Source organism: Caballeronia sp. LZ016 (assembly GCF_031450805.1).
Taxonomy (GTDB): domain Bacteria; phylum Pseudomonadota; class Gammaproteobacteria; order Burkholderiales; family Burkholderiaceae; genus Caballeronia.
On the sequence record NZ_JARTVY010000003.1, the window covers coordinates 210,893 to 235,783 of the forward strand.

The 24,891-nt window shown below is 59.8% G+C and carries 21 protein-coding genes, 4 pseudogenes and 1 other annotated feature; of the genes and pseudogenes, 16 read left to right on the forward strand and 9 right to left on the reverse strand.

The genetic code is table 11. The features are described from left to right. Positions 1 to 235 precede the first annotated feature (235 nt). From P9220_RS20005 to P9220_RS20020, 4 genes and pseudogenes are all read left to right on the forward strand, one after another. Positions 236 to 1,184, forward strand: a pseudogene (locus P9220_RS20005) (sensor histidine kinase); the annotation flags it as partial. 123 nt (positions 1,185 to 1,307) lie between these two features. Continuing rightward, positions 1,308 to 1,682, forward strand: a complete 375-nt coding sequence (locus P9220_RS20010) for a response regulator (RefSeq protein WP_309767092.1) — start codon at positions 1,308 to 1,310, stop codon at positions 1,680 to 1,682. Positions 1,683 to 3,405: 1,723 nt separating this feature from the next. After that, positions 3,406 to 4,650 (forward strand): glycosyl hydrolase, encoded by a 1,245-nt coding sequence (locus P9220_RS20015; RefSeq protein WP_309767093.1) that lies wholly within the window; start codon positions 3,406 to 3,408, stop codon positions 4,648 to 4,650. A 219-nt stretch (positions 4,651 to 4,869) separates the two neighbouring features. After that, positions 4,870 to 5,151 carry a flagellar transcriptional regulator FlhD gene (locus P9220_RS20020; RefSeq protein WP_404989565.1) on the forward strand — a complete coding sequence of 94 codons (282 nt, stop codon included), beginning with the start codon at positions 4,870 to 4,872 and terminating at the stop codon, positions 5,149 to 5,151. A gap of 186 nt (positions 5,152 to 5,337) precedes the next feature. Here the strand turns inward: P9220_RS20020 and P9220_RS20025 are convergent, their stop codons facing one another. Further along, on the reverse strand, positions 5,338 to 7,968 hold the full coding sequence (locus P9220_RS20025; RefSeq protein ID WP_309767095.1) for a PAS domain S-box protein: 2,631 nt from the start codon (positions 7,966 to 7,968) through the stop codon (positions 5,338 to 5,340). 1,091 nt (positions 7,969 to 9,059) lie between these two features. Here P9220_RS20025 and P9220_RS20030 point away from each other — a divergent pair. Then, positions 9,060 to 9,356, forward strand: a complete 297-nt coding sequence (locus P9220_RS20030; protein WP_309767096.1) for a DUF6723 family protein — start codon at positions 9,060 to 9,062, stop codon at positions 9,354 to 9,356. A 272-nt stretch (positions 9,357 to 9,628) separates the two neighbouring features. On the opposite strand, the gene P9220_RS20035 is transcribed toward P9220_RS20030, so the two are convergent. Beyond that, the gene (locus tag P9220_RS20035; protein WP_309767097.1) at positions 9,629 to 10,801 is read right to left on the reverse strand and encodes a bifunctional diguanylate cyclase/phosphodiesterase; all 1,173 of its coding nucleotides are present in this window, start codon (positions 10,799 to 10,801) and stop codon (positions 9,629 to 9,631) included. 152 nt (positions 10,802 to 10,953) lie between these two features. Here P9220_RS20035 and P9220_RS20040 point away from each other — a divergent pair, with 152 nt between their 5' ends. The 5 genes from P9220_RS20040 (at position 10,954) to P9220_RS20060 (ending at position 13,989) form a co-directional block, all read left to right on the forward strand. Further along, positions 10,954 to 11,184 carry a hypothetical protein gene (locus tag P9220_RS20040; RefSeq protein WP_309767098.1) on the forward strand — a complete coding sequence of 77 codons (231 nt, stop codon included), beginning with the start codon at positions 10,954 to 10,956 and terminating at the stop codon, positions 11,182 to 11,184. 66 nt (positions 11,185 to 11,250) lie between these two features. Further along, on the forward strand, positions 11,251 to 11,514 hold the full coding sequence (locus tag P9220_RS20045) for a hypothetical protein (RefSeq protein ID WP_309767100.1): 264 nt from the start codon (positions 11,251 to 11,253) through the stop codon (positions 11,512 to 11,514). Positions 11,515 to 11,604: 90 nt separating this feature from the next. Next, positions 11,605 to 12,591 (forward strand): serine protease, encoded by a 987-nt coding sequence (locus tag P9220_RS20050; RefSeq protein WP_309767102.1) that lies wholly within the window; start codon positions 11,605 to 11,607, stop codon positions 12,589 to 12,591. A 17-nt stretch (positions 12,592 to 12,608) separates the two neighbouring features. After that, a complete protein-coding gene (locus P9220_RS20055) occupies positions 12,609 to 12,866 on the forward strand; it encodes a hypothetical protein (protein ID WP_309767103.1) in 258 nt (85 codons plus the stop codon). Positions 12,867 to 13,425: 559 nt separating this feature from the next. Continuing rightward, positions 13,426 to 13,989: a hypothetical protein gene (locus P9220_RS20060; protein ID WP_309767105.1), complete on the forward strand. Its 564-nt coding sequence runs from the start codon at positions 13,426 to 13,428 to the stop codon at positions 13,987 to 13,989. 716 nt (positions 13,990 to 14,705) lie between these two features. On the opposite strand, the pseudogene P9220_RS20065 reads toward P9220_RS20060, so the two are convergent. Beyond that, positions 14,706 to 14,997: pseudogene (locus P9220_RS20065) on the reverse strand (dienelactone hydrolase family protein); the annotation flags it as partial. A gap of 119 nt (positions 14,998 to 15,116) precedes the next feature. On the opposite strand from P9220_RS20065, the gene P9220_RS20070 reads away from it, so the two are divergent. The 3 genes from P9220_RS20070 to P9220_RS20080 all read left to right on the forward strand — a co-directional run bounded on the left by P9220_RS20070 (position 15,117) and on the right by P9220_RS20080 (position 16,802). Beyond that, positions 15,117 to 15,962, forward strand: a complete 846-nt coding sequence (locus P9220_RS20070; RefSeq protein WP_309767106.1) for an MFS transporter — start codon at positions 15,117 to 15,119, stop codon at positions 15,960 to 15,962. 133 nt (positions 15,963 to 16,095) lie between these two features. Then, positions 16,096 to 16,308, forward strand: a complete 213-nt coding sequence (locus P9220_RS20075) for a hypothetical protein (RefSeq protein WP_309767108.1) — start codon at positions 16,096 to 16,098, stop codon at positions 16,306 to 16,308. A 113-nt stretch (positions 16,309 to 16,421) separates the two neighbouring features. Next, positions 16,422 to 16,802, forward strand: a complete 381-nt coding sequence (locus tag P9220_RS20080; protein ID WP_309767109.1) for a response regulator — start codon at positions 16,422 to 16,424, stop codon at positions 16,800 to 16,802. A 72-nt stretch (positions 16,803 to 16,874) separates the two neighbouring features. Here the strand turns inward: P9220_RS20080 and P9220_RS20085 are convergent, their stop codons facing one another. Beyond that, the gene (locus tag P9220_RS20085; RefSeq protein WP_309767111.1) at positions 16,875 to 18,368 is read right to left on the reverse strand and encodes a sensor domain-containing diguanylate cyclase; all 1,494 of its coding nucleotides are present in this window, start codon (positions 18,366 to 18,368) and stop codon (positions 16,875 to 16,877) included. 227 nt (positions 18,369 to 18,595) lie between these two features. Here P9220_RS20085 and P9220_RS20090 point away from each other — a divergent pair. After that, a protein-coding gene (locus tag P9220_RS20090; protein ID WP_404989561.1) for an IS3 family transposase occupies positions 18,596 to 19,836 on the forward strand; the annotation gives its coding sequence in 2 pieces (ribosomal slippage) (positions 18,596 to 18,902 and positions 18,902 to 19,836; 1,242 coding nt in all). Next, positions 18,898 to 19,014: a sequence feature (AL1L pseudoknot), on the forward strand. It overlaps the preceding gene by 117 nt. 352 nt (positions 19,837 to 20,188) lie before the next feature. Here P9220_RS20090 and P9220_RS20095 read toward each other — a convergent pair. The 3 genes from P9220_RS20095 to P9220_RS20105 form a co-directional block, all read right to left on the reverse strand. Next, positions 20,189 to 20,446 (reverse strand): NAD(P)-binding domain-containing protein, encoded by a 258-nt coding sequence (locus P9220_RS20095; RefSeq protein ID WP_309767113.1) that lies wholly within the window; start codon positions 20,444 to 20,446, stop codon positions 20,189 to 20,191. A 75-nt stretch (positions 20,447 to 20,521) separates the two neighbouring features. After that, positions 20,522 to 20,890, reverse strand: coding sequence for a tautomerase family protein (locus P9220_RS20100; RefSeq protein ID WP_309767114.1), 369 nt, complete (start codon positions 20,888 to 20,890; stop codon positions 20,522 to 20,524). 136 nt (positions 20,891 to 21,026) lie between these two features. Continuing rightward, complete coding sequence (locus tag P9220_RS20105; RefSeq protein ID WP_309767115.1) at positions 21,027 to 21,782, reverse strand: SDR family oxidoreductase; 756 nt, start codon at positions 21,780 to 21,782, stop codon at positions 21,027 to 21,029. A 114-nt stretch (positions 21,783 to 21,896) separates the two neighbouring features. On the opposite strand from P9220_RS20105, the pseudogene P9220_RS27080 reads away from it, so the two are divergent. After that, a pseudogene (locus tag P9220_RS27080) lies at positions 21,897 to 22,023 on the forward strand (BamA/TamA family outer membrane protein); the annotation flags it as partial. Between the two features lie 164 nt (positions 22,024 to 22,187). Continuing rightward, positions 22,188 to 23,255, forward strand: a complete 1,068-nt coding sequence (locus P9220_RS20110) for an AraC family transcriptional regulator (protein ID WP_309767116.1) — start codon at positions 22,188 to 22,190, stop codon at positions 23,253 to 23,255. Between the two features lie 424 nt (positions 23,256 to 23,679). Here the strand turns inward: P9220_RS20110 and P9220_RS20120 are convergent. Together P9220_RS20120 and P9220_RS20125 are read right to left on the reverse strand one after the other, a co-directional pair. Beyond that, positions 23,680 to 23,810: pseudogene (locus tag P9220_RS20120) on the reverse strand (ATP-binding protein); the annotation flags it as partial. A gap of 136 nt (positions 23,811 to 23,946) precedes the next feature. After that, positions 23,947 to 24,552, reverse strand: coding sequence for a MipA/OmpV family protein (locus tag P9220_RS20125; protein ID WP_309767117.1), 606 nt, complete (start codon positions 24,550 to 24,552; stop codon positions 23,947 to 23,949). Positions 24,553 to 24,891 lie beyond the last annotated feature (339 nt).

Consider the following 24,891-nt stretch of genomic DNA (forward strand, 5'->3'; position numbering starts at 1 on the left):
AGCCGTTTTTTCGATTTTCCCGAGCCCTTGTCTTTTGGTGCGTGCGGACGACGCGTTCACCATCGTCGACGTCAATGATGCATATCTGCGCGAAACGGCGAGTGCGCGGTCGGCACTAATAGGGCTTCCCATCTTCGACGCGTTCCCGGACAACCCTGCAGACCCAACGGCTCGATCGACTGAACTACTGGGAGACTCACTCCGCCGCGTCGTTAAGCACCGTCGACCCGATGCAATGGCATTGCAGAAGTACGACGTGCCCGACCACCTTTCGAGGAACGGCGGGTTCCTAGAGCGCTACTGGAGTCCAATTAACGTACCGATCTTGCGATCGGACGGTTCGGTCGCCTTAATCCTGCACCGGGTCGAGAATGTTACTGATTTCGTAAATGATGTCCTACGTTCGTCCGGGGCGTCTAAGGTCCAGTCGGCCAAGTGGCTCGAAAGCGAGTCAGAACTGATCCGACGCAGCCGTCAGCTAAGCAACGCAAATACCGAGCTTCGTCGGGTCAGCGAGGAAGCGCTAGCACTTGCCGCCCGCCTAAAAGACGACAGCGAGAGAAAGGATGAATTCCTGGCGATGCTGGGGCACGAGCTGCGCAATCCGTTGGCTGGGGTTGCCTCTGCGTTCGAATTGATCCGTCGAAGCGACGCCAATGCAAGCGTTCCTCCCGAGATCGTCGCAGTCGTTCATCGGCAAATAACGACGTTGACGAGACTGGTCGACGACTTGCTCGATGCCTCGCGCGTTTCACGGGGAGCGATCGAGTTAAAGCGCGATGTCGTCGACTTGCGCATGGTGGTAGAGACGGCCGCTTATTCGGTGCGGCGCGACTTCGAGATCAAACGTCATACGCTGAACATCAACATATCGCCAGGCGATTATTCGCTGATTGGCGACGACGCCCGACTGCAGCAGGTCGTCGCGAACCTCCTAGCTAATGCGGTGAAGTACACGGATGCCGGTGGCGAGATCGAGGTCCGCCTGAAAGCGGAATGTTCAAAAAGTAGTCGGCGCGCGCGACTGACCGTTTCCGACAATGGCCGTGGCATTCCCGCGGAGTACCTTGAAACCATCATCGAATTATTCTCGCAAGTCAATACGACGGTGGACCGGTCTGAAGGGCCTGGGGATCGGGCTGAATCTGGCGCGACGATTAGTCGAACTGCATGGCGGAACGATCCAGGCGCAGTCGCGCGGTGAGGGGCATGGTAGCGAGTTCGTCGTTCAACTGCCCTTGGCTGATCAGTCGGCGGTCCGATCAAAGGTTCTCGAACCACAGGCGAACCAAAGTCCAGCGCAAGCCTTGAACGTCTTGCTCGTCGAAGACAATGACGACGTCAGGTTGGCTACCGCAGCAATGCTTGACGAAATTGGGTATCGGGTCACGACCGCCAGTAACGGCTCAGAGGCGCTCGAAGCGATGGCGTCAGGCGAATCGCAGGTCGCTATTGTGGACATAGGACTGCCGGATATGGATGGCTTCGATGTAGCCAAGCAGGCCCGCAGCCGTCTAGGTGCAGCTTGCCCCCTTCTAATCGCGCTGAGCGGCTATAGCGGCCCTGAGGTGACCGAAAAGTCCGTCGCGAGCGGCTTCAACAGCGTCTTCGTCAAGCCGGTCGATGTTTCGCTGCTTCAACGGACTATTAATGAGGGTTGCCCGCCCATCTCCGCCCTGTGAGGCATGCTGGAATGAAGTTGATGAAACCAAGAAGGTTCAGCCTAGCGAGTAGCGCCGCCGAGGGAAATCCGCAGCAGGCCCGTGCTTAGTCGGACAGCCCGTGAGGAGCCGGCTAACTGGGCTGACGACTAACGGTAATGCGGCCTTTTTATGTACGGACGAAACGTCTGCCGCGCCGATAGTTGCTGCGGTGATACGAGCGCGTTGGTCGCGAAGAGCGCAGACAAGCGCGGCGAGCGGCGCCGGCACATAGCAATTCAGGTCGGTGCCCGTCACGCGCACTTGCAGGGATTTGTACACCATAGACATTTGACTTGCTTTCGCGCAGCGCGGCCAGTGCACGGGTGAGCGCGGGAATGTGAGGGGGCAGGCAAAAAACCCCGCCTAGACCTAGGACGGGGCGAATCCTTGAATCCACGATGCGTCCCGCCAGGGGACGCAGTATTAGCTTAGGCAGAAATCCGGCGAATACAAGAAAAAGCCCGCGCTCAGGGCAGCGGCGGGCCAATGCCTACCGTCTGCCGAGAAAACAGGCGACGAGGAGTAGACCCCTGTGATCAGCTATCTTCATACATGATTTTCAGGTCATCCCCATGCACAGGCCTGCTGCAACAGACCAATAAACGTCGTTTATGGACCGCCCAGTTCCGGACGTGCACCCCGGGCACATGCTCGTGCGGCCTTGCCCCAAAGAGAGAAGCGGCACGAAAACCGACGGCAACAAGAAGAAGCCCGCGGACAGGCGCGGGCAAAAGGTTGCGTGCAACGAGAGAGGGCACGCATAAGCAGCATAGGCGTTGGCGCGGTAAGTAAGCAACGATAAAGGTGAATGCTCGCCGCGCTCGTCATTTTCCAGTTCTACCCCTAAGCGTGTACACGCACTTACCGGAAGCGCGCGGCATTTCAACCGCTCCGGCTTCCGTCGTCACGAACGCGACCATCCGCCTCGGCGACCGCGCTGATAGCTCATCGATTCTACGCGGCCGAGGTCGCCGGCTTCTCCGCCGGCGATCGCCTCGAGTATCGCCCGGTCCCGCTTTTTCTCGGCTTGGGCGCCACGCTGTTCTCAATGGAAGGCAGGCGCACCGCATCCCTACGCGACGATTCCTGGAAGGCATTGGCCACCACTCGGCTCACGGCCGCGCTCTGCGCGCGTCGTCGCGGATCACTCCACCAAGCGCGCTTGACGAAGCGTGCATCATGCTCCCGCAACCATCGCGCAAAAATTACCTTCTAAGGACTCTGTACATTGCTCTGCGCGATGCAAGTCGGTAAGCAACGTTCCCTCAGGTCCAAGTCGTGAATCGTCTGATATTCCGGTAGATTTTGCTTAGTTGTAGCTCTGTACCTGATGGAGTGACTATTAATGACCTCATCGCTATGAGGCCGCAACGAAATCTCCGAGAAACTTTGCTATATCGAAGCGCGAAGGAGTACTTCATTCTCCTTTCTATAAATCATAAGAAAGCTCGTTACTATTTATTAGATGTTACATTTAGAAACGTTCAACGGGTTATATGACCAATATACTTCGGTTTCCTCACCGGATGCCGAATTTATTGCCATGTTCAAGCCGTTGCCGACCCTTTCCGTTCGTACTTCTTACCTTGACGCGATAGCTCCCTTGAGCGGCGCCAAAGCCTCGCGTAGAAGCTTCCTGTCTCTGATAATGGCAGGCGCAGGCAGTGCCGCTTTGGCCGCATGCGGCGGCGGCAGCGAAACCATGTCTGCCGATAGCGTCGTGAACGCTCAGGCCGTCGCCAAGAGCGCCTCGGCGAGCGGAACCGTCATTCCCCCGGCCGCATCCATTACGGACAGCGCAGGCGCCGTGTGGACGCTCGTCGGCGGCCGCGTGAATCGCAACGGCGCCGGCGTCGCGACCGGTTCGCCTGCCGCGCTCACCACGATCCTCTATTACAACGGCGCGATCTACGCCAAGAACTCCGCCGGTACGTGGTTCAAGAACGGCAGCCCGTGGCAGAACGTCGGCACCACGGACCCGCGCGGCGTGGCGTCGGCGGCGGCAGCGGTCACGTCCAATTCGAAGTTCTACGGCATCAACGGCCACCTCGCTTACGGCTCGGGCATCTACAAGACGATGTCGGCGGCCGCGCAGCTCGCGATCCTCAAGGATCTCGGCGTGACCAACTATCGCGCGGACGTCGCCGATGCAGGCATGGCGAAGACGGTCGCGGCTGCGCTAACCGGCGCGTTCAAGGGCAGCGGCGTGTCGATTCTCCCGGTGCTGAACCCGCTTTCATGCGGCTGGAACACGTCGCTCAGCGAAGCGTCGGCCTACACGCTTGGCTACAACCTCGCGACGGGCGTCACGACGCAGCTCAAGGGCCTTGTGTCGCACATCGAGTGCGGCAACGAACTCGACGTTCCGCTGAAGATCAGCGGCGACGGCAGCAGCGCAGCAAACTGGAGCGCCTCGGCGTGGCCGTCGCTGCGCGGCGTACTTCGCGGCATGATCGACGGCGTGCGCGCGATCGACCCGTCGATCAAGTGCGGCGTGGGCACTGGTATTCCGCTGTCCTACCGCGCGCTGCAGATGCTGTGGAACGGCGTGTCGCCGAACGGCACGACCAACGGCGTGAGCGGCGCAGCATCGCTTCGCTGGGACTTCACCTGCTATCACTGGTATGAGAGCTCGGGCGACATGCTGTGCGGCTGGCAGAACAGCAAGTGCTACGACGTGCTTCAGGCGCTGAAGGATTCGTTCGGTGTGCCGATCTGGTTGACGGAGTGGGGCTGGAACGCGCAGAAGGACACGATGGACCAGAAGAACGCGTACATTCCGAAGGCGCTGGCCGAGTACCGCTCGCTGAAGGACAAGTACAACATCGAATCGATCATGATGTACGCGGTCATCGACGACAACTACGGTCTCATCGCCGGCGATGGCGTGACGAAGCGCGCATCGTATGACCTCTTTAAGAACTTCGTGAAGGCGAACCCAGTTTGAGCCGGTCGCTTGCGGCAACCGCCTGCGGCTTTCCAGATCCGGTGCCTCTCCACTAATCGAACGCGATAGGAGGAGAGCCCCTTAATTGTTGAAAAGATGTGTCTCGGTGGAGGCGTTGGGCTCCTGCTTTTTTTTCGCACTTTGCACTGCTTACGCACTCTAACAATCTTCACAATGACTGTAGACGCCGTAGCGATGAAGCACGCAAGTAACGACTTGATGGCGATCCGTGAACTGAACTTGTCGTATCTGCAGTTCGCACAGCGTGTCCTAGCCTCAAGCCGGGAGGCCGCAGTGCAGTTAGGCCTGTCGACGCAGGTGGCCGACGCGTTGGCGCGACTGTCGCCGGCGCAGCTTGCGAAGCTCGCGTCATCGTCGCAGCTCCTTTGTTTGTTCCGCCTCGGTCCCGATGCGATGCTGGGCGCGTTCATTAGTCGCAACGAGGAGCCCGTTAGGTCGCGCGTCCTGGGCGACGCCGCTACAGAGACTTCCGTGTTATGACCGCCGGGGAGAGTAGAGTCGTCCGCCCTCGCAGGTGGCACGTTCGACAAGTATGGAAGTCGTCGCCCATCGCAAGCCAGCTCGGCGGTAACAAAGCAGGCGACTTTGTATTCCCAACACAAGCCGCATCACCGACGGTCCGCGCAGGCGTTCGCTGAATCGGCTGATCGCTAGCCACGCGCGCTTCTACTCCGTCATTCTTGGATTACATCTTTGTAGCAGGAGGAGTAGGGCGTTAATGTCGACTGGCTTGACGAAGTGATGATCGAACCCTGCCGTCTGCGCTTTCAAACGGTCTTCGGCCTGGCCGTAGCCGGTGATCGCAATCAAAACGGGTGTCTTCTGCCCTTTGCCGCGAAGACGCCCCGCCAATTCATAACCGTCCATTTCGGGCAGACCAATATCAAGCAAAGCCACGTCGGCGTTAAAGGTCGACGATCGCTCCAACGCTTCAGTGGATGCATAGCATACGCAGCTCAAGTGACCCTCCGCCTCGCAAACCAGCGAGAGCGAATCCGCCGCGTCCCGGTTGTCGTCCACAATCAGAATACGAAGGGAGACCGGTCGGTGCGCAGATGCGTCTCGTGTTTCAGTGGCGTGTGACGGCTGCACCTGCGGGCTCATTCGTGGGAAACGTAGCGTGACGGTAGTGCCCCTTCCTGGTCCGGCGCTTTCGATATGAATGGAGCCCTCGTGCATTTTGACTAGCTTGCGCACCAAGGATAGGCCGATGCCCAGGCCGCCCTTTGCTCGATCAAGGGTGCGCTCGCCCTGCGAAAACAGGTCGAAGATCCTGGGAAGCAGGTCGGGCGAGATCCCCGCGCCAGTGTCCGCGATTACGACACTGACGAATTCCTGGTCCGCCGACGCGTGGATCTCAATGCGTCCTCCTTCCGGCGTGTATTTGCAAGCATTGTTTAAGATATTGACGAGGATTTGCGCCATACGGGTCGCATCTCCGCAGACCCAGACGGTGTCTCTAGGAACATCGACGGTCAAAGTCTGCTTTTGCTCTTGCACTTGGGGCGCGACCGATTCCACGGCGCCATAGACGACTGTGCCGATCAAGATTGGTTCGCGTTTCAAAACAATACGACCTTGGGTGATGCGCGAAACCTCAAGGAGGTCGTCAACGAGCCTGGTCAAGTGGCTGATCTGCCGATCCATGGTCGCTATCAGTTCTTGCGGATCGCCTGCGGATGAACCGCGGCCAAGTAGCGTTACTACGGTCCTAAGTGGAGCGAGAGGGTTCCGCAGTTCATGGGCAAGCATGGCCAGAAATTCGTCTTTACGCCGATCTGCGTCAAGCAGGGCGAGTTCCATGCGTTTTCGCGCACTTGTGTCGGACACGCTGGCAACGATGACATCAGCGCTACCGTCCTGTCCCCGTTGAAGCGCAGCGCTCCCGTTCATCCAGTGCTCCTCTCCGGAAACAAGCACGCGCACTTCGAAGCTGACGGAATCCTCCTGGTTCGCCGTCAGCCGCGTAATCGCTTGTTCGAGCACCGGTCGATCTTCCGCGCGAACGTGGGCCATCGCGTCGGCGTAGGACATTTCCGTGTTCGACGTCGGACTTGCCATGGACCCACCTCGGCTTGGCGCTTCGATGGAAAGGACATAACTTCCGAGATCGAGCGTGACGATCGTTATGCTTGCAGCCTTGGTCGCCACCGCCAGCCGAATGTTGCGCGCGTCGCTGATCGCTTGAGCTCGGCGCCGCTCGGTAACATCAATGGTCGTGCCGAACCATTCGTGCAGCCCGCCGCGTTCATCGCATAACGGCACAGCCCTCGCGTACATCGTCCGATATGCGCCATCCTGCCTGCGCATCCGGAAAGTGGTGTCGCGCGGTCCGAGCTCACGCAGCGCCTGTCGCCATGTCTTGCTGAGACTATCGCGGTCCGCAGGATGCACAAGGTCCATCCATCCGTGCCCAACAAGGCGGTCGGTCGGTAAGCCAGTGAAAGATTCCCACTCGCCCTCGATGGGCTGCATTTCTCCGTTGGCGTCGGCGGACCAAACCAGCGCACCGGCCGCTCGCGCCAACTCACGGTAGCGCCGCTCGCTTTGACGAACGCTTGCCTCCGCCGCGCGGACGGTCGAAATGTCGAAGGTTACCCCAAAGACCAGCGAACCAGCGGACTCCGATTGCGCTTGAGCGTGAGCACGCATCCGTAACCACCTCGTCGCGCCACTATCGGTGGAAATCGGGAAGTCCACTTCGAAGGGGGCGCCTCGTGCGATCCCGGCAGTGACCTCGTCCGAGAATCGTTCACGGTCATCCGAACGCACCTTTTGCCATAGCAGACTGAGCGGCACTGTCCGCTCCGCCTCCTCAATGTTGTACAGGCGGCAGACGACAGGCGTTACGCGGGCTGTGCCCGTTCCAAGGTCCCATTCCCATGCGCCGATCTGGGCCGCCTCAAAAGCCGACAGCAACCGCGCTTCGCTTTGTTCGTAGAGTTGCCACGCCAGTTTGCACTCGTGGACGTCAACAGCAACGACTGAAACCGTTGCATTCGTCCCTTCGGCACCATCGGCCAACTGCAAGTGCAGGCAATGCCACCGTAATTCGCCATCGTGCCGGCGCAAACGCGCGTGGACGTCTAGTCCAAGCCGGTCGCGGCTGAGTGTGAACAAAGCGGACTCGACCGCCGCCACGTCGTCCAACGCCAACAACTGGTACCACGAGCCCGCCTCGGTAAGCCCTAGGCCACTATAGAGCCGTGCCCATCGATTTATGTAAGTGAGTTTACCGGTGCTGTCAACCGTCCACACCAGCAGCGAAATCGAATCGATGATTCGAGGGATCGGCATAACATGCGCTCCAAAATTGGCCAGCGGCAGCCGTCGACTCGCTGCAACCGAGGCAACGAACGATGTTTGCAGAAGCTTGCTGCGTTGCGGGCAACCTAATCTCGTCGCCCCTGGGAGCTCTCTTCGTCGCCAATACTTATCGGCGGTTCCAGAAAGAAGTGGAACTTTGTGGCACCTCGCGTTCACGGTCGCATCGAGCTACGTTGAGCGGCTAACCCTTGCCGTATATGTCCAAGCCGTTTCTTGTGGTCGGAACCACGCGCTGACGACTGTCCGCTCCCGGGCCGCGAGATTCAAATGGCCGCTTTTGGGCGATAAAACTAAAGAGCGGGCTGACGGAGCCCGTCCCACACTTGTCCCGCCGGACGTCTCTTGATGATGCGCCACCGGTCGATCTCGCGCGAGGCGCGCCAACGAGTCATCGGCGTTTGTCCACCATCCGCATCGCCGGGGCGTGTGACCGTGCGACAGGCAACCCGGTCAGGGCCCCGACCACCGAGCAGTTCAGTGTCGCTCACGGCTTCCTAGGCACCTTCGCTCGACCGTTCAGGGTGTTTTCGAGCACCGCGGCAGAACGCCAATGGATTTCTGCCTTCTCCACGGTCAATTGCAATCCATTCGGTAGGCGCTTACTTTCTGCCGCGTCCCTCAGTACGTTGATCGCCGTCCGAAGGGCCAACTCGAGGTCGACGCTCATACTGCCATCTCACAACCGACGCAAGTGAAAAAGTGACCCATGACCTGCGGGCAAAGCATCGGTTCAGTTTCGCGCGAAGCCAGACTTAAGTATGCTCTTTCTCGACCACATATTTGCATATCGGGCCAGCGGACCCCTCTGCCTGCAGTTCAACATCGCTTCGAACCATCGGTGCTACCTTTCCGCAAGCCGTCAAATTTCCAGCAGTGCTCCAAATGGGAATCGCTGACCAGGTCGGTCAGCGTGAGACGCTCAAATGCGATCAAAACTTTTGTGCGGCACAGTTCTTGCGCACTTCTTACGGGTTCGATCCGTTCAAAGGGTAAGGCAGTTGGCCTGCTCTCGATCGAGCAGTGGCGAAAACGCAGTCACGATTACGTAGGACTACGACGAAATGGCACATATTAGGGGCAAGCGCCCAAAACTAGCTTTGTTTCCTACAAAAAGCGTCGTTCCCACACCCGGTGCCACAGAGGACGATTTTGTGATCTACGCGTCGTATCGCGGCAATAGCGCAAGTGGGTATTATGGCACCCTAAAAGTCGTGCGAACAACTGACGGTAAGTTGCTGTATCCGTTTGAAGGCGCTGAGCAGATTGGCCCGTTCGGCAGCATGGCCGATGCGATCAGCGCTGCGCATTTCCGCGGCGACATGATTGTGAACGGCGATTTGAAGAGTCCCGAACTGTAGTGACGACAGGCCTTCGGTAGAGGACGAAGCAGAACGAAGGCCGCCTACAGACAATCAGTACCTAATCGATGCATCTTGCCGGCTTCGTTGCCTTCGCTTTCATGCTTCAAAACTTCCGTTACAGCCAAGATCCGAAGTCTCCTACAGGAATCGCCAGGCTGCGTTCGAAAGTGCCTCGTCTGATCTGATACCGGGACCAGCATCGAACCGTTCCCCCAATTTCTCGAGACGAGAACAGTCGGGCGCTTAGGCGCGAAGGTGGAAATAGACACCTACCCAGTGCTACGCTCGAGAGCTGTGTCGCACGGCGTAGCAACGCCCGTCTGTTGTGGTTGCGTGAGCAAGGAACCTGCTACCTCGGACGGCATTGGGCGCCCGAACCAATAACCTTGCACTTCGTCGCAGCCGTTGTTCACCAGATAGTCGATTTGATCGGCCGTCTCGACGCCCTCAGCAACGACACGGATGTGGAGCGCCTGCCTCATCGCAATCACCGCCTTGACTATGACCTCGTCGGCGCGCGAGCAACCGATGCCGCGCACGAACGACATGTCCAGTTTCAGCCGGTCAGCCATGAAGCTACGCACGTACTCAAGGCTCGAGAAACCCGTGCCGAAGTCATCGATCGCGATCGACACGCCGATGCGGCGAAGCGCATGCAACGAAGGCAGCGCCGCAGGCGCCATGAACGTGCTCTCGGTGATCTCCAGTTCGATATTGCGCGGGTCGACACACGCCCGCTTAAGCGTGCGGGCAACGATTGCCGGTACGTCGGCTCGCTCGAATTGCACGGGCGAGACGTTAACGGCTACGACGACGTCGGGTGAGAGCTTCGCCCATTCAGCGGCCTGAGTGCACGCCTGTTCCAGCACCCACTCGCCAATTTCCACGATCAGGCCAGTACTCTCTGCAAGCGGTATGAACTGCGTAGGACCAACGACGCCGAGGTCGGCGGTTTGCCATCGAAGCAGCGCTTCGAACCCTTGAACCTTCCGGGTGCGAAGCGATACCTTAGGCTGGTACAGCACAAACAGCTCACGACGGCTTATGGCCGTTTTTAGTGCTCTAGCCATGGCTGTGCGTGCAATCTCCAGCGCTGCCAAGGCCGGATCGAACACCTGTACGGATCCACCGCGGATCGACTTTGAACGATACATTGCTGAATCGGCGGCACGCAACAGCTCCGCAGCGTCGTTCCCATGGTCAGGGAAAAAGGCGACGCCAACGCTGGCTCGCGGCGAGACAGTACTTTCTCGGACCTTGATCGGTTGCCGCACGGTCGCCGCGAGCTTATTCGCCTGCAGTAGACATTCATCTCGTCCCTCAGCCAGCAGCAGTAGGACAAATTCGTCACCCGCGTAGCGTGTGACGGCTTCGACAGGCGTCAGGCTTGATTTGAGCCGTGCCGATACCTCACGCAAGACGTCGTCGCCGGCGGCGTTCATTCGTGGCCGGCGCAGGCCACCCCCCAATCGCAAAGCGAAACCGGCGCTGTTTCGCTATCCTGCCGGCCAGTCGGGACCAATCGATGCTGGAACGTAATGATCGGTGAGCCACTGCATGCGCGTGGCGGCAGGTAGATCTAGCGGAGAATGAGATGGGCCTGATCGGGACCAGTTTCGGCATCGACCCGACGCCGCGTAGGGCGGACGGCGAGTATATGGCCCATGCGAAAATCACGACGCCCGCCATTGACGGACAAGAGGCTCAAATCATCATGAGTGGTGACTTGGCGGGCTTCGATAAACGCGACGATGCGATCGTGTACGCGCGGACGTGGGCCCGTGAATGGATAGACGACTTCGTTCGAAGGGTATCCTCAGGATGAGGTAACTCTGCAGTTGCCTATCACCCCATTCTGATCGAGGCACCGGTCCACCTTGAGGAACGCCTGATGTTTCGTACCATTCCTTATCGCGGGTTTGAAATACACGTCACCTTGGTAGCCTCGTCGGAAGACCTTTACGACGTCAGCTTCCAGATAATCGGAGGCAGCAATCTTAGCGTACTTGGCGCGTCTGGACGTCATATCCCGCTTCGCAACGGCCCATTCACGCGGCGCTGGTCTTATCTCATAGCCGAGTGTGCCGGGCAGGCAGCAATCGACCTTCTCATCGGTCCGCCAGACATCCACGCCGAAGAATCTGATACTGAATAGATCGCCGTCAGTCCTTCCAAGTAATAGCTTGCGATCGCTGTCGGGACCACCGTGCGATCCGATTTTTCTAAATTTCTAATGGATAACGACGTGACCGAACTGTACGTCAGTGCAAATGGGGACAGGTGGCTTATGCACTGCGGTCGCGACGGCGTACCCGTCGTCCGCCACGTGCCGAGCGTCAGCTCCGGTGGAGAGCCGACCGATGCATCGGTTGAGGATTTTCTACTATCGGCGCGCGCAACGCCGCAAGGTGAGGCGCTTCTCGCGTCAATGGCAAAGCTGGCCAGCCGCTCAGCGAGAGAACCGTTCGCAACAGTAGGCACGACGGTCCATCAGCCCACCGTGGACAGCCTATTGCTTGCCGCCGCTCGCGTGAGAACATTCGCGAATGAACGCCATCTAACGAACGCCAGCGGCTTCTTTTTCAGGCGTGAAGAGCGGCTATTTCTAGTAACAAGCCGGCACGTAGTCTACGATGCGGCGAGCGAACATTGTCCAGACCGGCTCGAGATCGAACTTCACATTGACAGCGGCAACCTTGGGGCTTCGACGTGGTACTCGCTCCCGCTTTATGCAGAAGGGCTAAGCCTCTGGCGGGAGGGTGGGGATGGGGGCGGTCAGGTCGACGTTGCGGTGGTAGAGTTGGTCAAGGGGCAGCTGCCGCGCACCGCGGTCTTCGAGGCGTTTGGGCCAGAGCATTTGCCGAAGGGACAAGAGGTGATGACGATCGGCTCTTCGGTTTTGATTGTTGGCTTCCCGCTCGGCTTTCATGATTCACTGCATCACCTGCCCGTGGTCAGGCAAGGCGTCATCGCATCGGCCTTCGGCCTACGTTTTCAGGGCAAAGGCTGCTTTCTTACCGATGCTCGCACGCATCGAGGCACCAGCGGCGCGCCGGTCGTGACGAGTGATGCGATCGCGGCAACGGCGAGTAGCAAGTACGCACTCCCATGGAAGCTCCTTGGCATTCACTCGTCGACGATCGACATGGGCGGACGGGACTTGGCAGTCGACGAATCGCTGGGGCTGAACAGCGCGTGGTATGCCGACATCCTCATGGCAATCACGGGATGACCTTTACAGGAGCAAGAATGACCGAGCTTGGCAAAACGAATGCGCCCTCCGATGAAGAGCGACGTAACGAAGGAAAGGCGCCTCACCCAACGGCCGAACAAATCAGGGATAACGGCGCGCAAGACGCGCTTGACGGCGGTGACAAGGCAAAAATTGATAAGGTGCTCGATCAACTGAACGTGACAACAACCGACTCGGGGAAAGACCAGTCGCGCAAACCTGATACAGAGGGGTCGAATTCCTCAAGCAAGAACCTTGACGGAGAGAACGACTGATTGGACGGCGTCTCGGCGTGTGACAGACGGGGGGCAAACGTCCTACATGACCTGTCATCAGGGCACCTTCCGGTGCAGACGCGTTTGTGGTGACTGCATTCAAAACCGATGCCCGCGTGCCAAGCCAGCTCTCATCAGCCAAGCTAGCGGAAGCGGATGCCCTGTGTTATCTGAGCGAAGGCGGTCCCCGGCGACACTTCCCGGGCGAGCAACGCGCAAGAAGTGCTCACTGTTCCTCTGATACGAGACGATTCTCGCTGAGCCGTCCATGCCGCAGACGGCGACGGCGCCCACGGCGTCACCGCGTGTTTCTCGATGTCTCGCTCACTCGTCACTTGTCACTCCAGGCGGTTCCTGGAGAAGACTGCTGTTTGTAGGTTTGTAGGCTCCGCCGTGACGCATCGTTGGCGCCGCGGGCAGGAAAGCCTACCGCTGTTGCATACTACGCACAATAATTGCTGTGAGCGTTCTATGGGGTCGGCGACAAGCGACCTGCTGCTCCCATCTCGACGGGCTCATCATCAGGCACATGGACAACTGCGGTATGCAACGAGATGTTATGGACGGACAATTTGCGGAAGACTATAAGCCAATCGTCGTTGACGACCTAGAGATCTTGGTCCGCATGCTGACTATACGTTCGGGCGAAAATGATGCACATACCGACGGAAGGTTTGCGCGCGGGATCGCCGACCTCGCTGAGCTAATTGCGAGCAGGTTTGGAAATGCGGGTCGGTCGCAAGCCGCTACGCAGTTGGCGCGCTACCTTGCTGTTAATCAGCGCCCGGGCCTCGCGCTTGCGACGTTGCGCAGTGCTTTAGGCGTCGCGGTGGATGTCGACACTGTCGGGCGCGGGGAGTTGTTCGATGCTTGTCAAAGCATGCTGATGGCAAGTCGAGAGCTCTCAAAACAAGCGGAATCGCTTTCAGATCCGCTTCGCACCAGTCTATGTATGGCGATCTTGAGACTGAGCGAGCGAGCCGAGTGTCACCTTGAGCACAGTCCCGTGACGATGACCGATCTTGCGATCGCGCGAAGCTACGCGGTCATGCACAGGCCGCTTGACGCACTCACGCGCCTTGATGGTCTCTTGTGCCGACAAGTCGCCGCTGCCGCCTTCTGATAGTAGTGCGGCATCTTCCATTTCTCAACGGCGACTCCTAAGCCCGACGGCCGCGACCTTGGATTAGACGTCGATGCAAAGCCCGTCGTTGTCGGCACATCTGGCACATCTAACAGGCTACCTTGCGTTTTGCTTGTAGACCGGTGTGCTTTGTGTAAGCGGCTGGCTAACTCACCTTGAGTGTCGTTGAAGCGAGCCGCTGCGCGCTTGAACGAGATAAACGCTCGAAGAGTCTGTGAGCTGGCCCGTCACCGAAGCGAGCATTTGGACATTTGGACCCCGGCGGTCACCGCTCGTTCAACCGTCACAGCACCGTGAACGACCGGTACAAATGGTGATGGCACGTCGGGCGCGTGAGTCCGCAAGGCCGCGGCGCGGCATCAAGCGATGCCCTGTCTGCTGCCCTCAGTTCCCTCTGCGCCAATACCAATTCTGCGCCGGATGTGTCTTCTGATAGCGCGATAGCGCGTGACCATTCGCGCAACACATTCGGATTCAAGCCGTATCCATCGCCGCACGCGCTATCGAAACGCGGAAACGCGGACGTCATGCACAATTGGACCAGTTCCTGGCAGGCTTGGGGATCGTATTCCCGGCGATCATCCCGCTTCGCGCCGACTACCAGACGGCTACGCAAGTCTTGATCTTTTGTCATGTACTCTCATCCCAGCTGTCCTGAGAATCAAGGGGCTACCCCGGCGAGATCCGAAGTCTCGTCAGACCGGATTGCCTTCGCTCGATTTCCAATGTCGCATCAGCGTATTGGTCGGCAAAAATTCATCGATCATCTTCTTGGCTGTCTGAACGCCAGCGACGGGAAGACCGGTCGGATCGAGCACGCCAATTTGTACGAGCACGGAAGCCCTGATCCCAGTAAATATGCTCGTTGTAGAGTTTCTCGCCGCGAAAGCAGACGACCGAGAGCATCGGCACCTCGAAGTACCTGCCCAGAGGTTCCAGTCCCGGCAAGAGCCAGTCGATCTCGCGATCATGCGTGGCGCAGAACATTGGCGCTTTTAGCTCGCGCCCGAAGCGCTTGACGAGTTGCGGAACCTTAGAAGTGCATCGCAGACGTGTCGCTCCGACGGCGGCCGAACATACGTTGAAGCGAGCGCGCGCTGTTCGCGTTGCTCGTACTGCTTGCAACGGGCACTGCAATGCGGGCCATACCAACGTGGCAGGCGTTGTATGCAGGCCAGGTAATCGCGTGCTTTGCAATTGCTTTGATGAACGTGCTGATGCCGGGCGTGGTTAAACGCGACTTCCCGCATCGCGTCGCGCTGATGACCGGCGTCTACAGCGCAGCGATGGCCGCCGGCGCGGCGGCCGCAGCCGCCGTGACAGTGCCCGCTCTTCATGCGATCGAGCGGCTCACCGACAATGCAACGGGCAATGCGTGGGCCTTGGCGCTCGCACTGTGGGTGCTGCCAATCATGCTTGCGGCACTCGTCTGGCGCGTCCACCTGCCGCCCAAAGACGCTCACCTCGGACGCAGACACGTGCTCGTACGCGGATTATGGAAAGATTCGCTTGCGTGGAAGGTCACGCTGTTCATGGGATCGCAATCGTCGCTCGCGTATATCGTATTTGGCTGGCTGCCGACTGTGTTGCGCATGCGAGGCATCAGCGCAGTCGACGCAGGACTGCTCCTCTCGCTGAGCGTAATCGCGCAGGCCGTCGCGTCGCTGCTGTTGCCGCTTCTTGTCGCGCGCTTGCCAGATCAGCGTGCGATTAATGTAACCGCGCTCCTACTGACGGGGGTGTCCCTGATGGGTTGCTTCTTTGCGCCCTTATCGACGATGTGGGGATGGACCTTGCTCCTCGGGTTCGCCCAAGGCGCATCGTTCACGCTTGCGCTCACCGTCATCGGCCTGCGGTCCTCCGATTCGCACGTGGCCGCGCAGCTTTCCAGCATGTCGCAGGGCATCGGTTATCTGATAGGCTCGACTCCCGTCAAGGGAAGGAGTAGATGAGGCCGGTAGTACTGGCATTAAAGCTAATCCTTCTAATGCGAGTTCTGAGGATTAGAGCCGGGGAGAGGGCGGCCTATGCCGGCTGTGGCACCGCGCTTCCGTCATCTATAGTGAGATAGATAGGAGGCCTTCAATGCCGGAATCCATCGAGATCAAGGTTGAAAGGCAATCCGGCGGCTGGGTTTGGGCTGCGGTGTTGCACGGAGCAAGCGGCGGTGAACCCGTCGTACTGAGACAATCGCCGGAAGCGTTTCCAACTGAGGATGACGCCCGGCAAGATGCAGAACTTGTGGTATCGGCCCTTTCCGGCAAGTCAGGGCAGTGGGTGGACGAAAGTAAGGAATAGGCATTGCTGCTTGCTAGAGACGACGGTCTCTTTAGTTACCGACAATGCCTGGCGCGCCCGCTCCGCTTTTAAAAATCTGGAATCCTGGCCCATTTGCAGGTGTTACCCCACCCGTGGCGGTCCTCATCGTCGATGATGACATCGCGGGCGCCGAAGCGCTCGCTGCTGCGCTCGCAACTGAGGGAATCCGAACAATCGTCGCCGATGGCGGGACTTCTGCCCTCATGACGCCGCCTGCCTGGACGCCGCATGTTGTCATACTCGACATCGAAATGCCGGCTTGCGACGGATTTGGCGTGGCATTAGCGATGCGCGGATCACGCCGTTTCGCAACCACACCGATCATCGCGTATACCTCGCTGGATGAGACCGAAGTCATCGAGCGCGGCAAGGAAGCGGAAATCGACGCTTTTCACAGGAAAGGAGATCCTTTGCGGTGCCTGCTTAGACTAATCGATCACCTTGCTCCCGGCGAGGCGGCAAAGATCCCATGATGCAGGGGGCACACCGAACACTTGCGGCCTTCTCTGATCGGACTTCGCTTGTTTTCAGCGTCGGCGACCGACTTAGACCGCATCAGCGTGCGGCATGGCCCTGAGCGCAAGGCCGGGATCTGCGACGCTTACGCGGTTGCGGCCTGCACGTTTAGATGCATAGAGCGCTTCGTCGGCCAATCGAAGCGCGTCAGCAAGGTCGACCAGCTCGACGAGCTCTGCGCCGGGCGGAAAATCGCATACGACATACCCAATGCTCACGGTCATCGGCGCCCGCAAACCGACGGGGCCCGATCCGCTCGCGCGCTTCAATGATTCGGACTCGACGTCGCTGCGGATCGATTCGGCTACGCCTGCTGCATGCTGAGCGTCCGTATCGGCGAGCGCCAGGACAAATTCCTCCCCGCCATAGCGCGCAGCGAGGTCGCTGCCGCGGCGTGCATAGCGCGCGAGACACTCGGCGATCAGCTGAAGCGCCCGATCGCCTGCGTCGTGACCATGCTGGTCGTTGTACGCCTTGAAGTTGTCCGCGTCGATGAAGTACAGCGCGACCGTCAAGCGGTTCCGGGTTGCCAATGCCCACAGCTCTTCGAGCGCGGCGTCCAGCGTCCTGCGGTTGGCCAGGCCGGTGAGCGCGTCGGTTCCTGCGATGTGCAACAGTTTCGCCTGCGCGGCGTCACGTTGCCGTAACGCCAGAAAGAGCAACCAGACGGCGAAGGTAAAGCAGCCTGTGACGATCAGAACCAGGGCCGCCACGATCAGCGAACGCCGTTTCCATTCGGCGGTCACGTCTTGCAGCGACGGCGACATCGAGACGATCAGATTGCTTCCACGCACGCGAGCGAACGTGTAGACGCGCTCGACCCCGTCCATCGGAGAGGCGGCGACGTAGGACCCGCTCTTGGACGTCAGCATGGTCGCGAGGCTTGGCGAATTCAGCGTCGGTGGCAACAGGCCCTCGGGCAGCGCCGGGTTCCTCGCCAGCAACGTACCGTCCGTCTGAATCACGAACGCCGAGCCGTGAGGTCCGACTTTTAACTTGTCCACCATCTGCTGGAAGTACTTGAGGTCGATGGCAAGCATCGCAACGCCCGCGAAGCGCCGGTCGCGTTCGGCCGTAATGCGACGGCTCAGGGCGATCGATACGTTGCCATTCCTCAAGCGCGATCGGAATGGCGCAGACACGTACAGTCCAGCGTCAGGCCGGTTGCGATGGACGATGAAATAGTCGCGGTCGGCGAAGTTGGCGCGAATCGTCGTGCCGCCGGGCTCCTCGGAAACGGCGCCGAATGCGTCGAGCGCGTATATGCCGCTGATGTAGCCGGCAATCGTGGATCGATCGAACAGGACTTTGCGACGCATCTCGGGTGTAAGTGCCGCGACAGCGGGATCCTGCATGCCCTCGACCACCGCCTGCAGCGCCAGGTCATAAACCTGGATATTGCGTGCGACTTCTCCTACCATGGCGGAGACGACGTTGGCCGAGTTTTGCGTTGCCCGATGGATCGCCTCCTGGCGACCTTCGATCAACACAACGCTCGTGATGCCCACGACAAGCACGCTCATCACGGTCGCGCCGATTGCCAGCCAAAGTGGTCTTCGGATTGCCGATGTCGCGGACCTGTCGAGCAGAGACGTCAGATGCAGCTCTGGATTGAGTTTTCCGGCGGACTGGCGGCGCACTTGCCCTCTCACCCAGTTATTATGGCAACCCGAGACGCCAATCCCGCAAGATGAACCGCCCCGGAAATGTAGGAGACTTCGGATCTTGGCTGTAACGGGAGATTTGAAGCATGGAAAGCGAAGGCAAGGCACGGAAGCCCACTGGGACGCGATATTCGGATGAGGTCCGTGAGCGAGCGGTGCGAATGGTGTTCGAGCACCAACACGAGTATCAAACGCAGGGGGCGGCGATCCGCTCGATCGCCTCGAAGATGGGAATGTCGCGAGAGACGCTTCGCAACTGGATCATTCAGGCTGAGCGCGACCGTGGCCAACGAGCGGGCGCGACAACTTCGGAATTGGCGCGTCTGAAGGAACTGGAGCGCGAGAATCGTGAATTGCGCACGGCCAACGAGATCCTGCGCAAGGCCTCGGCATATTTCGCGCAGGCGGAGCTCGACCGCCGATCGAAGCCATGATCGCGTTCATCGAAGAGCATCGCGACGTCTACGGTATCGAGCCGATCTGCCGCCTGCTGCCGATCGCGCCGTCGACGTATTACCGGCACGCCGGGCGGCGCAGTGATCCGGAGCAATGGCCAGCACGAGCGCGCCGCGATGTTGAACTGAAGGCCCTGATCCGGGCGGTCTGGGACGAGAACTTCGGCGTGTATGGTGTGCGCAAGGTCTGGCGCCAGCTGCTGCGCGATGGCGTGAAGGTCGCGCGCTGCACGGTTGCGCGCCTAATGAAGGTGATGGGCCTCGAAGGTGTGCGGCGTGGGCGCCGGATCAAGACGACGCAGCGCGACGATGCGGTGCCGTGCCCGCTGGACCGGGTCAAACGTCAGTTCCGGGCCGAGCGGCCTAACGCGCTGTGGGTCGCGGATTTTACGTATTGCTGGACATGGTCGGGCTTTGTCTATGTGGCCTTCGTGACCGATGTGTTTGCGCGCCGTATCGTCGGTTGGCGCGTGTCGACATCGATGAAGACCGACTTCGTGCTGGACGCGCTGAACCAGGCGTTACACGATCGCCAGCCACCGCCCGGGCTCATTCATCATAGCGATCACGGGTCGCAATATCTCAGCATTCGGTACACCGAACGTTTGGTGGACGTTGGCGTTGAGCCATCAGTCGGAACCGTCGGCGACTCGTACGACAACGCTCTGGCCGAAACGATCAACGGCTTGTATAAGGCCGAAGTTGTGCATCGGCGTTCATGGCCTACGCTCCAAGACGTCGAGCTCGCCACGCTCGAATGGGTTCACTGGTACAACCACCATCGGTTGCTCGGCCCGCTCGGGTACGTATCGCCTGCGGAAGCAGAGGAAGTCTACAATCGGAATCTGGTGCGCTCCGCTCGCGCGGCGTAGCGCCAAACTCGGCGGTCTCCGACAAAGTCGGGGCGGTTCAAGATGCCTGAAGCTGCGGCCTGTAACCGAGCGCAACGTGATAGCTCCCACCGTGACAGCCGAGGCAAAGACGATCACCACGTCGGGCGGCGTAGCCGTATCCTGCCCGAATTCATCGCGATGTCAACCTGCTTACGTCGATGCTGTCGAGCACTTGCCGCGCTCGCTTGCGTCGGCTACCGGCGCCTTGCCTTTCTTGGCGGCGGGGCTCGTCCGCCTCACTGAGGCGGGCCGACCGTGCGGGACGATTGCCCCGCGAACGAGCTGCTTTCCGACAAAAACCTGGGGCGTCAGGACCGCTTCAATCGGTCGGTCAGTGCACACATTTCGATGAAGCGGATGAAGAGATCGCGGCACCCGCACCAAGCAGCCCCTCGTCTCCACAGTACACGGCCATCGCGGCGCTATCGCGATCGAACAAGGACGTGATGATGATGTCGCTGCGTTCGCAGAGTACGTGCAGCGTATATGCGATCGGAAGCCCACTCGCTTCGGCCTTTTCGGGGAAGCGGTTCCAGGCAGTGACCTCCACGCCCATCTCGTGAAGGCGCGGTGCAATGGCAGCGCCCATCTTGCCAAGTCTGCTATGCGAATACGCATGTTCATCTTTGTCGGTGTAAACCGAGGAGTGAGGGCGAGCGTTCGATCAGAGGGCAGGCGCATGCGCGTCCGACGCACGCAATGCGCCCAGATTGCCGAGTTCCCCGAAGATGCCCCAATTGGTCTCAGGGATTTCGTGGATGACGAGATAGACCGGCATGCGCGCGGCATTGCCGGCATGGCGCCCAAGGATCTGCGTCGCACCTCGGATAAGCTTCAGTTTTGACTCGTCATTGAGGCCGCCCTGGACAACGTAAATCTGTGCGCTAATAATTTTCACCGTAGCCGGTTTCTCAGCCATGAACACGGCGTCGCTGGCGTACGTATTGAAGTAGATCCAGACCGTGCTTTTCACGAAGGCCGACTGAGGCAGGCTCTCACACTCCAGCGCAAAGATTGTCAGTTCGGCGGCCACCCGTTGCCTTCCGGCGCGTGGATGACGATCTTGGGCATTTTCTGAATCTCCAATGAGAGGTAGCAGGTGGCGCCGCATAACTGCCGCGGCACCCGGCCACCGAATAAGACTGCAGTACTGAGCGGACGATGCGGACTTAGATGGCCTGACCGCCCGAGACCTCGATGCGCTGACCGGTGATCCAGCGATTGTCCGGTCCCAGCAGGCTGGCGATCATCGGACCGATGTCATCCGGCACGCCCACCCGTCCCAGCGCGGTCATGCCGGCAAACTGCTGGTTGAGTTCGGGGATATCGCGCACGGCGCCGCCCAGGAAGTCGGTTTCGATCGCGCCAGGGGCCACGGTGTTGACGGTGATACCGCGGCTGCCGAGTTCCCTAGCCATGCACACGCTGAGAATCTCGACTGCACCCTTGGCCGTTGCATAGGCAGAGAACCCGGCGGCGGTCACGCGTGTCAGTCCCGAGGAAAGGTTGATGATGCGGCCGCCATTAGCGAGCACGGGCAGCAGCGCCTGGGTGAGGAAGAAGACGCCTTTGACGTGGACGTCGATCAGCGCATCGAACTGCGCCACGGTCGTCTCGGCGAAGGGGGCCATCTCGCCGTGGCCGGCGTTGTTGACAAGGTGGTCGAATGTATCACGCTCCCAAACGTCTTTCAGCACAGCGCCGACGTTCTGGGAGAAGCGCGCGAACGTCGATACGTCGCTAGCGTCCAACTGCAGGGCGACGGCCTTGCGGCCCGTTGCTTCAATCTGGCTGACGACCTCGCGGGCTTCGGCTGCGCCGCTGCGGTAGGTCACGATCACATCGCCGCCGTGGCTGGCGATGCTCAACGCGGTATTGCGGCCGAGGCCACGGCTAGCGCCAGTGACAAGCGAAATGGTGGACATATAGGGCTCCTGTGAGTGGTGTCGATGTGACAGCAACAGTATCCGGCCGTGCCTTACGCGTTGGTTGCTGGTTCCTCGGGAGGTTTTGCCTATTCCTCCGCCTCCACATCCCGTGGCGGCTCGAAGATGGTGGTCGCGAACGTCGAAATGACGAGTCCGCTTGCCTGGCAGTGGCTGGGACCGCACGCTGCGCGTCTTCGCCTTCGTCGACGCGGGCAACGGGTGGGGCAGAATCGCCGGGGTCATCCAGGCGGAAATAAGCGGCGCGGAGCTGGCGCGTGCCGTTTCCGCGTTGAAGACGGTGCGGCGAATAGGGACAAGCCCGGCGAAGCCAGCATCACGTCAACACCGGCATCTCCCAATCTTCGAATCCATCGGTCGACATAAGCAGAACACGGGTTTTGAGTGCGCATCGTGGTGCGTTTCGAGTGGGATGAGGACAGGTGGAATGCCGGGGTCCGGTGTGCGATCAGTGTCGTTCCCGACGATCCGTGGCAGTTGCCGGAACCTGGGATCTTTTTGCCTGATCCCCTTGGTAACCGGTTGCGCCCCTTCCCGACCACAATTATCCTTCCATCCATGGCTGATACTCTGCTAACCGCCGTCCGCCGCTATGCGGACTTCCACGCTGACGCGCAAGGCATCGCGAGCACGCCGATCACGGGGCTCACGACAATTCGCTTCGACACGCCCAGCGAACTGCAATACGCCATCTCGCGCCCGTTGGTCGCACTCGTCGTGCAAGGCAGCAAGCGCGTGATGATGGGCAACCGCACGTTTGATTTCGGCGCGGGCGACTCCCTGCTCATCACCGCCGATGTGCCCACGGTCAGTCAGATCACACGGGCCAACGCGAGAGTGCCGTATTACTCCCTGGTTCTTGATTTGGACCCTGTCGTGATCCAAGCACTTGCGCTTGAGATGGATATTGCGCGGGCGGAGATTGGCGCCCCGGTACGAGTCGAACCCACCGAAGCCGAGGTTGCCGACGCCGCACTACGCTTGATGTGCCTTCTCGACCGTCCTGCGGCGGTTCCGGTCCTCAAAGGGCAAGTGATTCGGGAAATGCACTTCTGGCTTCTTGCCGGCCGCCATGGCCCCGCGATCCGCAATCTGGGCATAGTCGAAGGCAACGCCCAGCGTGTCGCCCGTGCCGTGGCCATCATTCGGTCTGACTACGCGCAGCAGTTGCGGGTGGAGCGCCTGGCCGAGGCCGCGGGCATGAGTCCATCCACGTTTCACCAGCACTTCCGTGCCGTCACCACGCTGTCGCCCCTTCAGTTCCAGAAGCAATTGCGTCTGATCGAAGCGCGACGGATGATGTTGTCAGAGGGTGCCTCGGCCAGCATTGCTGCCGATGCCGTGGGGTACGAGAGCGTGCCGCAATTCACGCGCGAGTACGGTCGTATGTTCGGGGCCTCGCCGGTGCGCGACATCAAGCTCTCCAGGACAAAGGTTTACGCTTCAGCGTGAACCTGGGGCAAAGGCGGTCCAACGGAACGAACGCACACACTCAGTGGGGTTCCAGCCAACATCGGCGACAGATCGCCAAGACAAATGACTGCCTTGCGCTGTCGCAGCGAGTTGTCTGGAAGCCGTGCATTGCCTGACTGTAAAGGCGCATTTTTAGCGACACGGTTCCAGGTGCAAACGCAAGTGCAAACCTCTACAGCTTGATCGCTTGATCGAAACATACAAAGCCGGCGGCATCGATCCCTATCGTTACCTCCACTGGTTATTCTGGTTATTCCAGCTCCTTCCTCTGCGAAGGCCGTCGACGACTACGACGCGCTCCTTTCCTGGAAGATGCCCGCAGCTCTCCGCTGACCCACTTCGCTATCAAGCATCACGCGCTCCTACCACCTTACTCTGAGCGGCGTCGTTCGTGCTTACCTTCAAACGGCTTATTGGTCGTTATGATGGTCGAATGTGCCTCATAGCGGCGGCTGACGAGTTCGAACAGCAAGTCGGCATGCCGGTTCGAGAGTTCGAGTACGAGAGGTAGCCGACCTCATCAATCACCAAGATGTTAATTTTGCACTGAATCCTGACCCACGATTTGCGTCGAAATCAATACGCATAACAGCCGAGCAACGAGGCCGCGTCTTGCGCGCGTCGACGCTCTTAGACTGATCTGCCGTGTTTGGGGGGACGCATTGCTGGCTCATCGAAATGCGTACGCTAAACCCACACCGTACGTCACTTGATTACGATTGCCACGTTGCGTAACAATTGGACTGTCAGCGGCGGAGCCCGTCAGACGCTGATAATAAATCATGGCCCCACCATACCAGCTTTTATCAAGCTGGTAGACAGCCGCGGCCCAGCTTGTGACCTGCTGCAGGCCGCCGTTGGGGTGGAAGGCGCGTAACCCGCTGCGTGCTGAGTCGGCCGGTGTCACACCGTAATATGTTTCGTTGAAGCCCTGACTTACCCATGTCGCGCCCACGCCGGCACCGACGAACACGCGCACGCCTACGGGCACCCACGCGCTTGCATTGAGCGCAACGCGGGCGCCTGTGTAGACCGCGCCCGCGTTGGTGACGACGGTCAACGTGCCGCGCAGCCGGTAGGGAAAGTTGCCAACGTGGTCGTATTCATAACCAACATAGCCGCCACCCTCGACCGTCGTATGCACTTCATGGATTTGCGCGATGACGGGGTCATCGACGTTGCGCCGGCCGAGTCTCAGTGCGATAGCCGGACCCCACTGGAAACCAGCTACCCCAGCGACGTTGAGCTGCGCGTAAGGACCGTACCACTCGAGCAAGTGCCCCCTGGTGTCACATACCGAAGCCCCGGCACCACGCCAATCATGCGGTCCTTGCCGCCTGCGTATTCTGTCGTCGAGCCAACGCCAACGCCGAACATGTTGGGGAGCGCGCCGGGAAGGTCGACGGCCGTCGCATAGGCCGCGCGGCTCATGCTGCCCATTGCAACCAATGCGAGAACGACGCTCGCTCGGCGTGGGGAGAAGGCAAAGTGCATGTATCTAAGCGTTTTGTCGATCACAGCCGTTTCCTGACTGGCTGTCAACAGGCGCTACCACCTTTGACGCGGAGCCGGTTCCCCATGCCCGAGGGCCGGGAGAGTTCGGTGCATCGAGCTG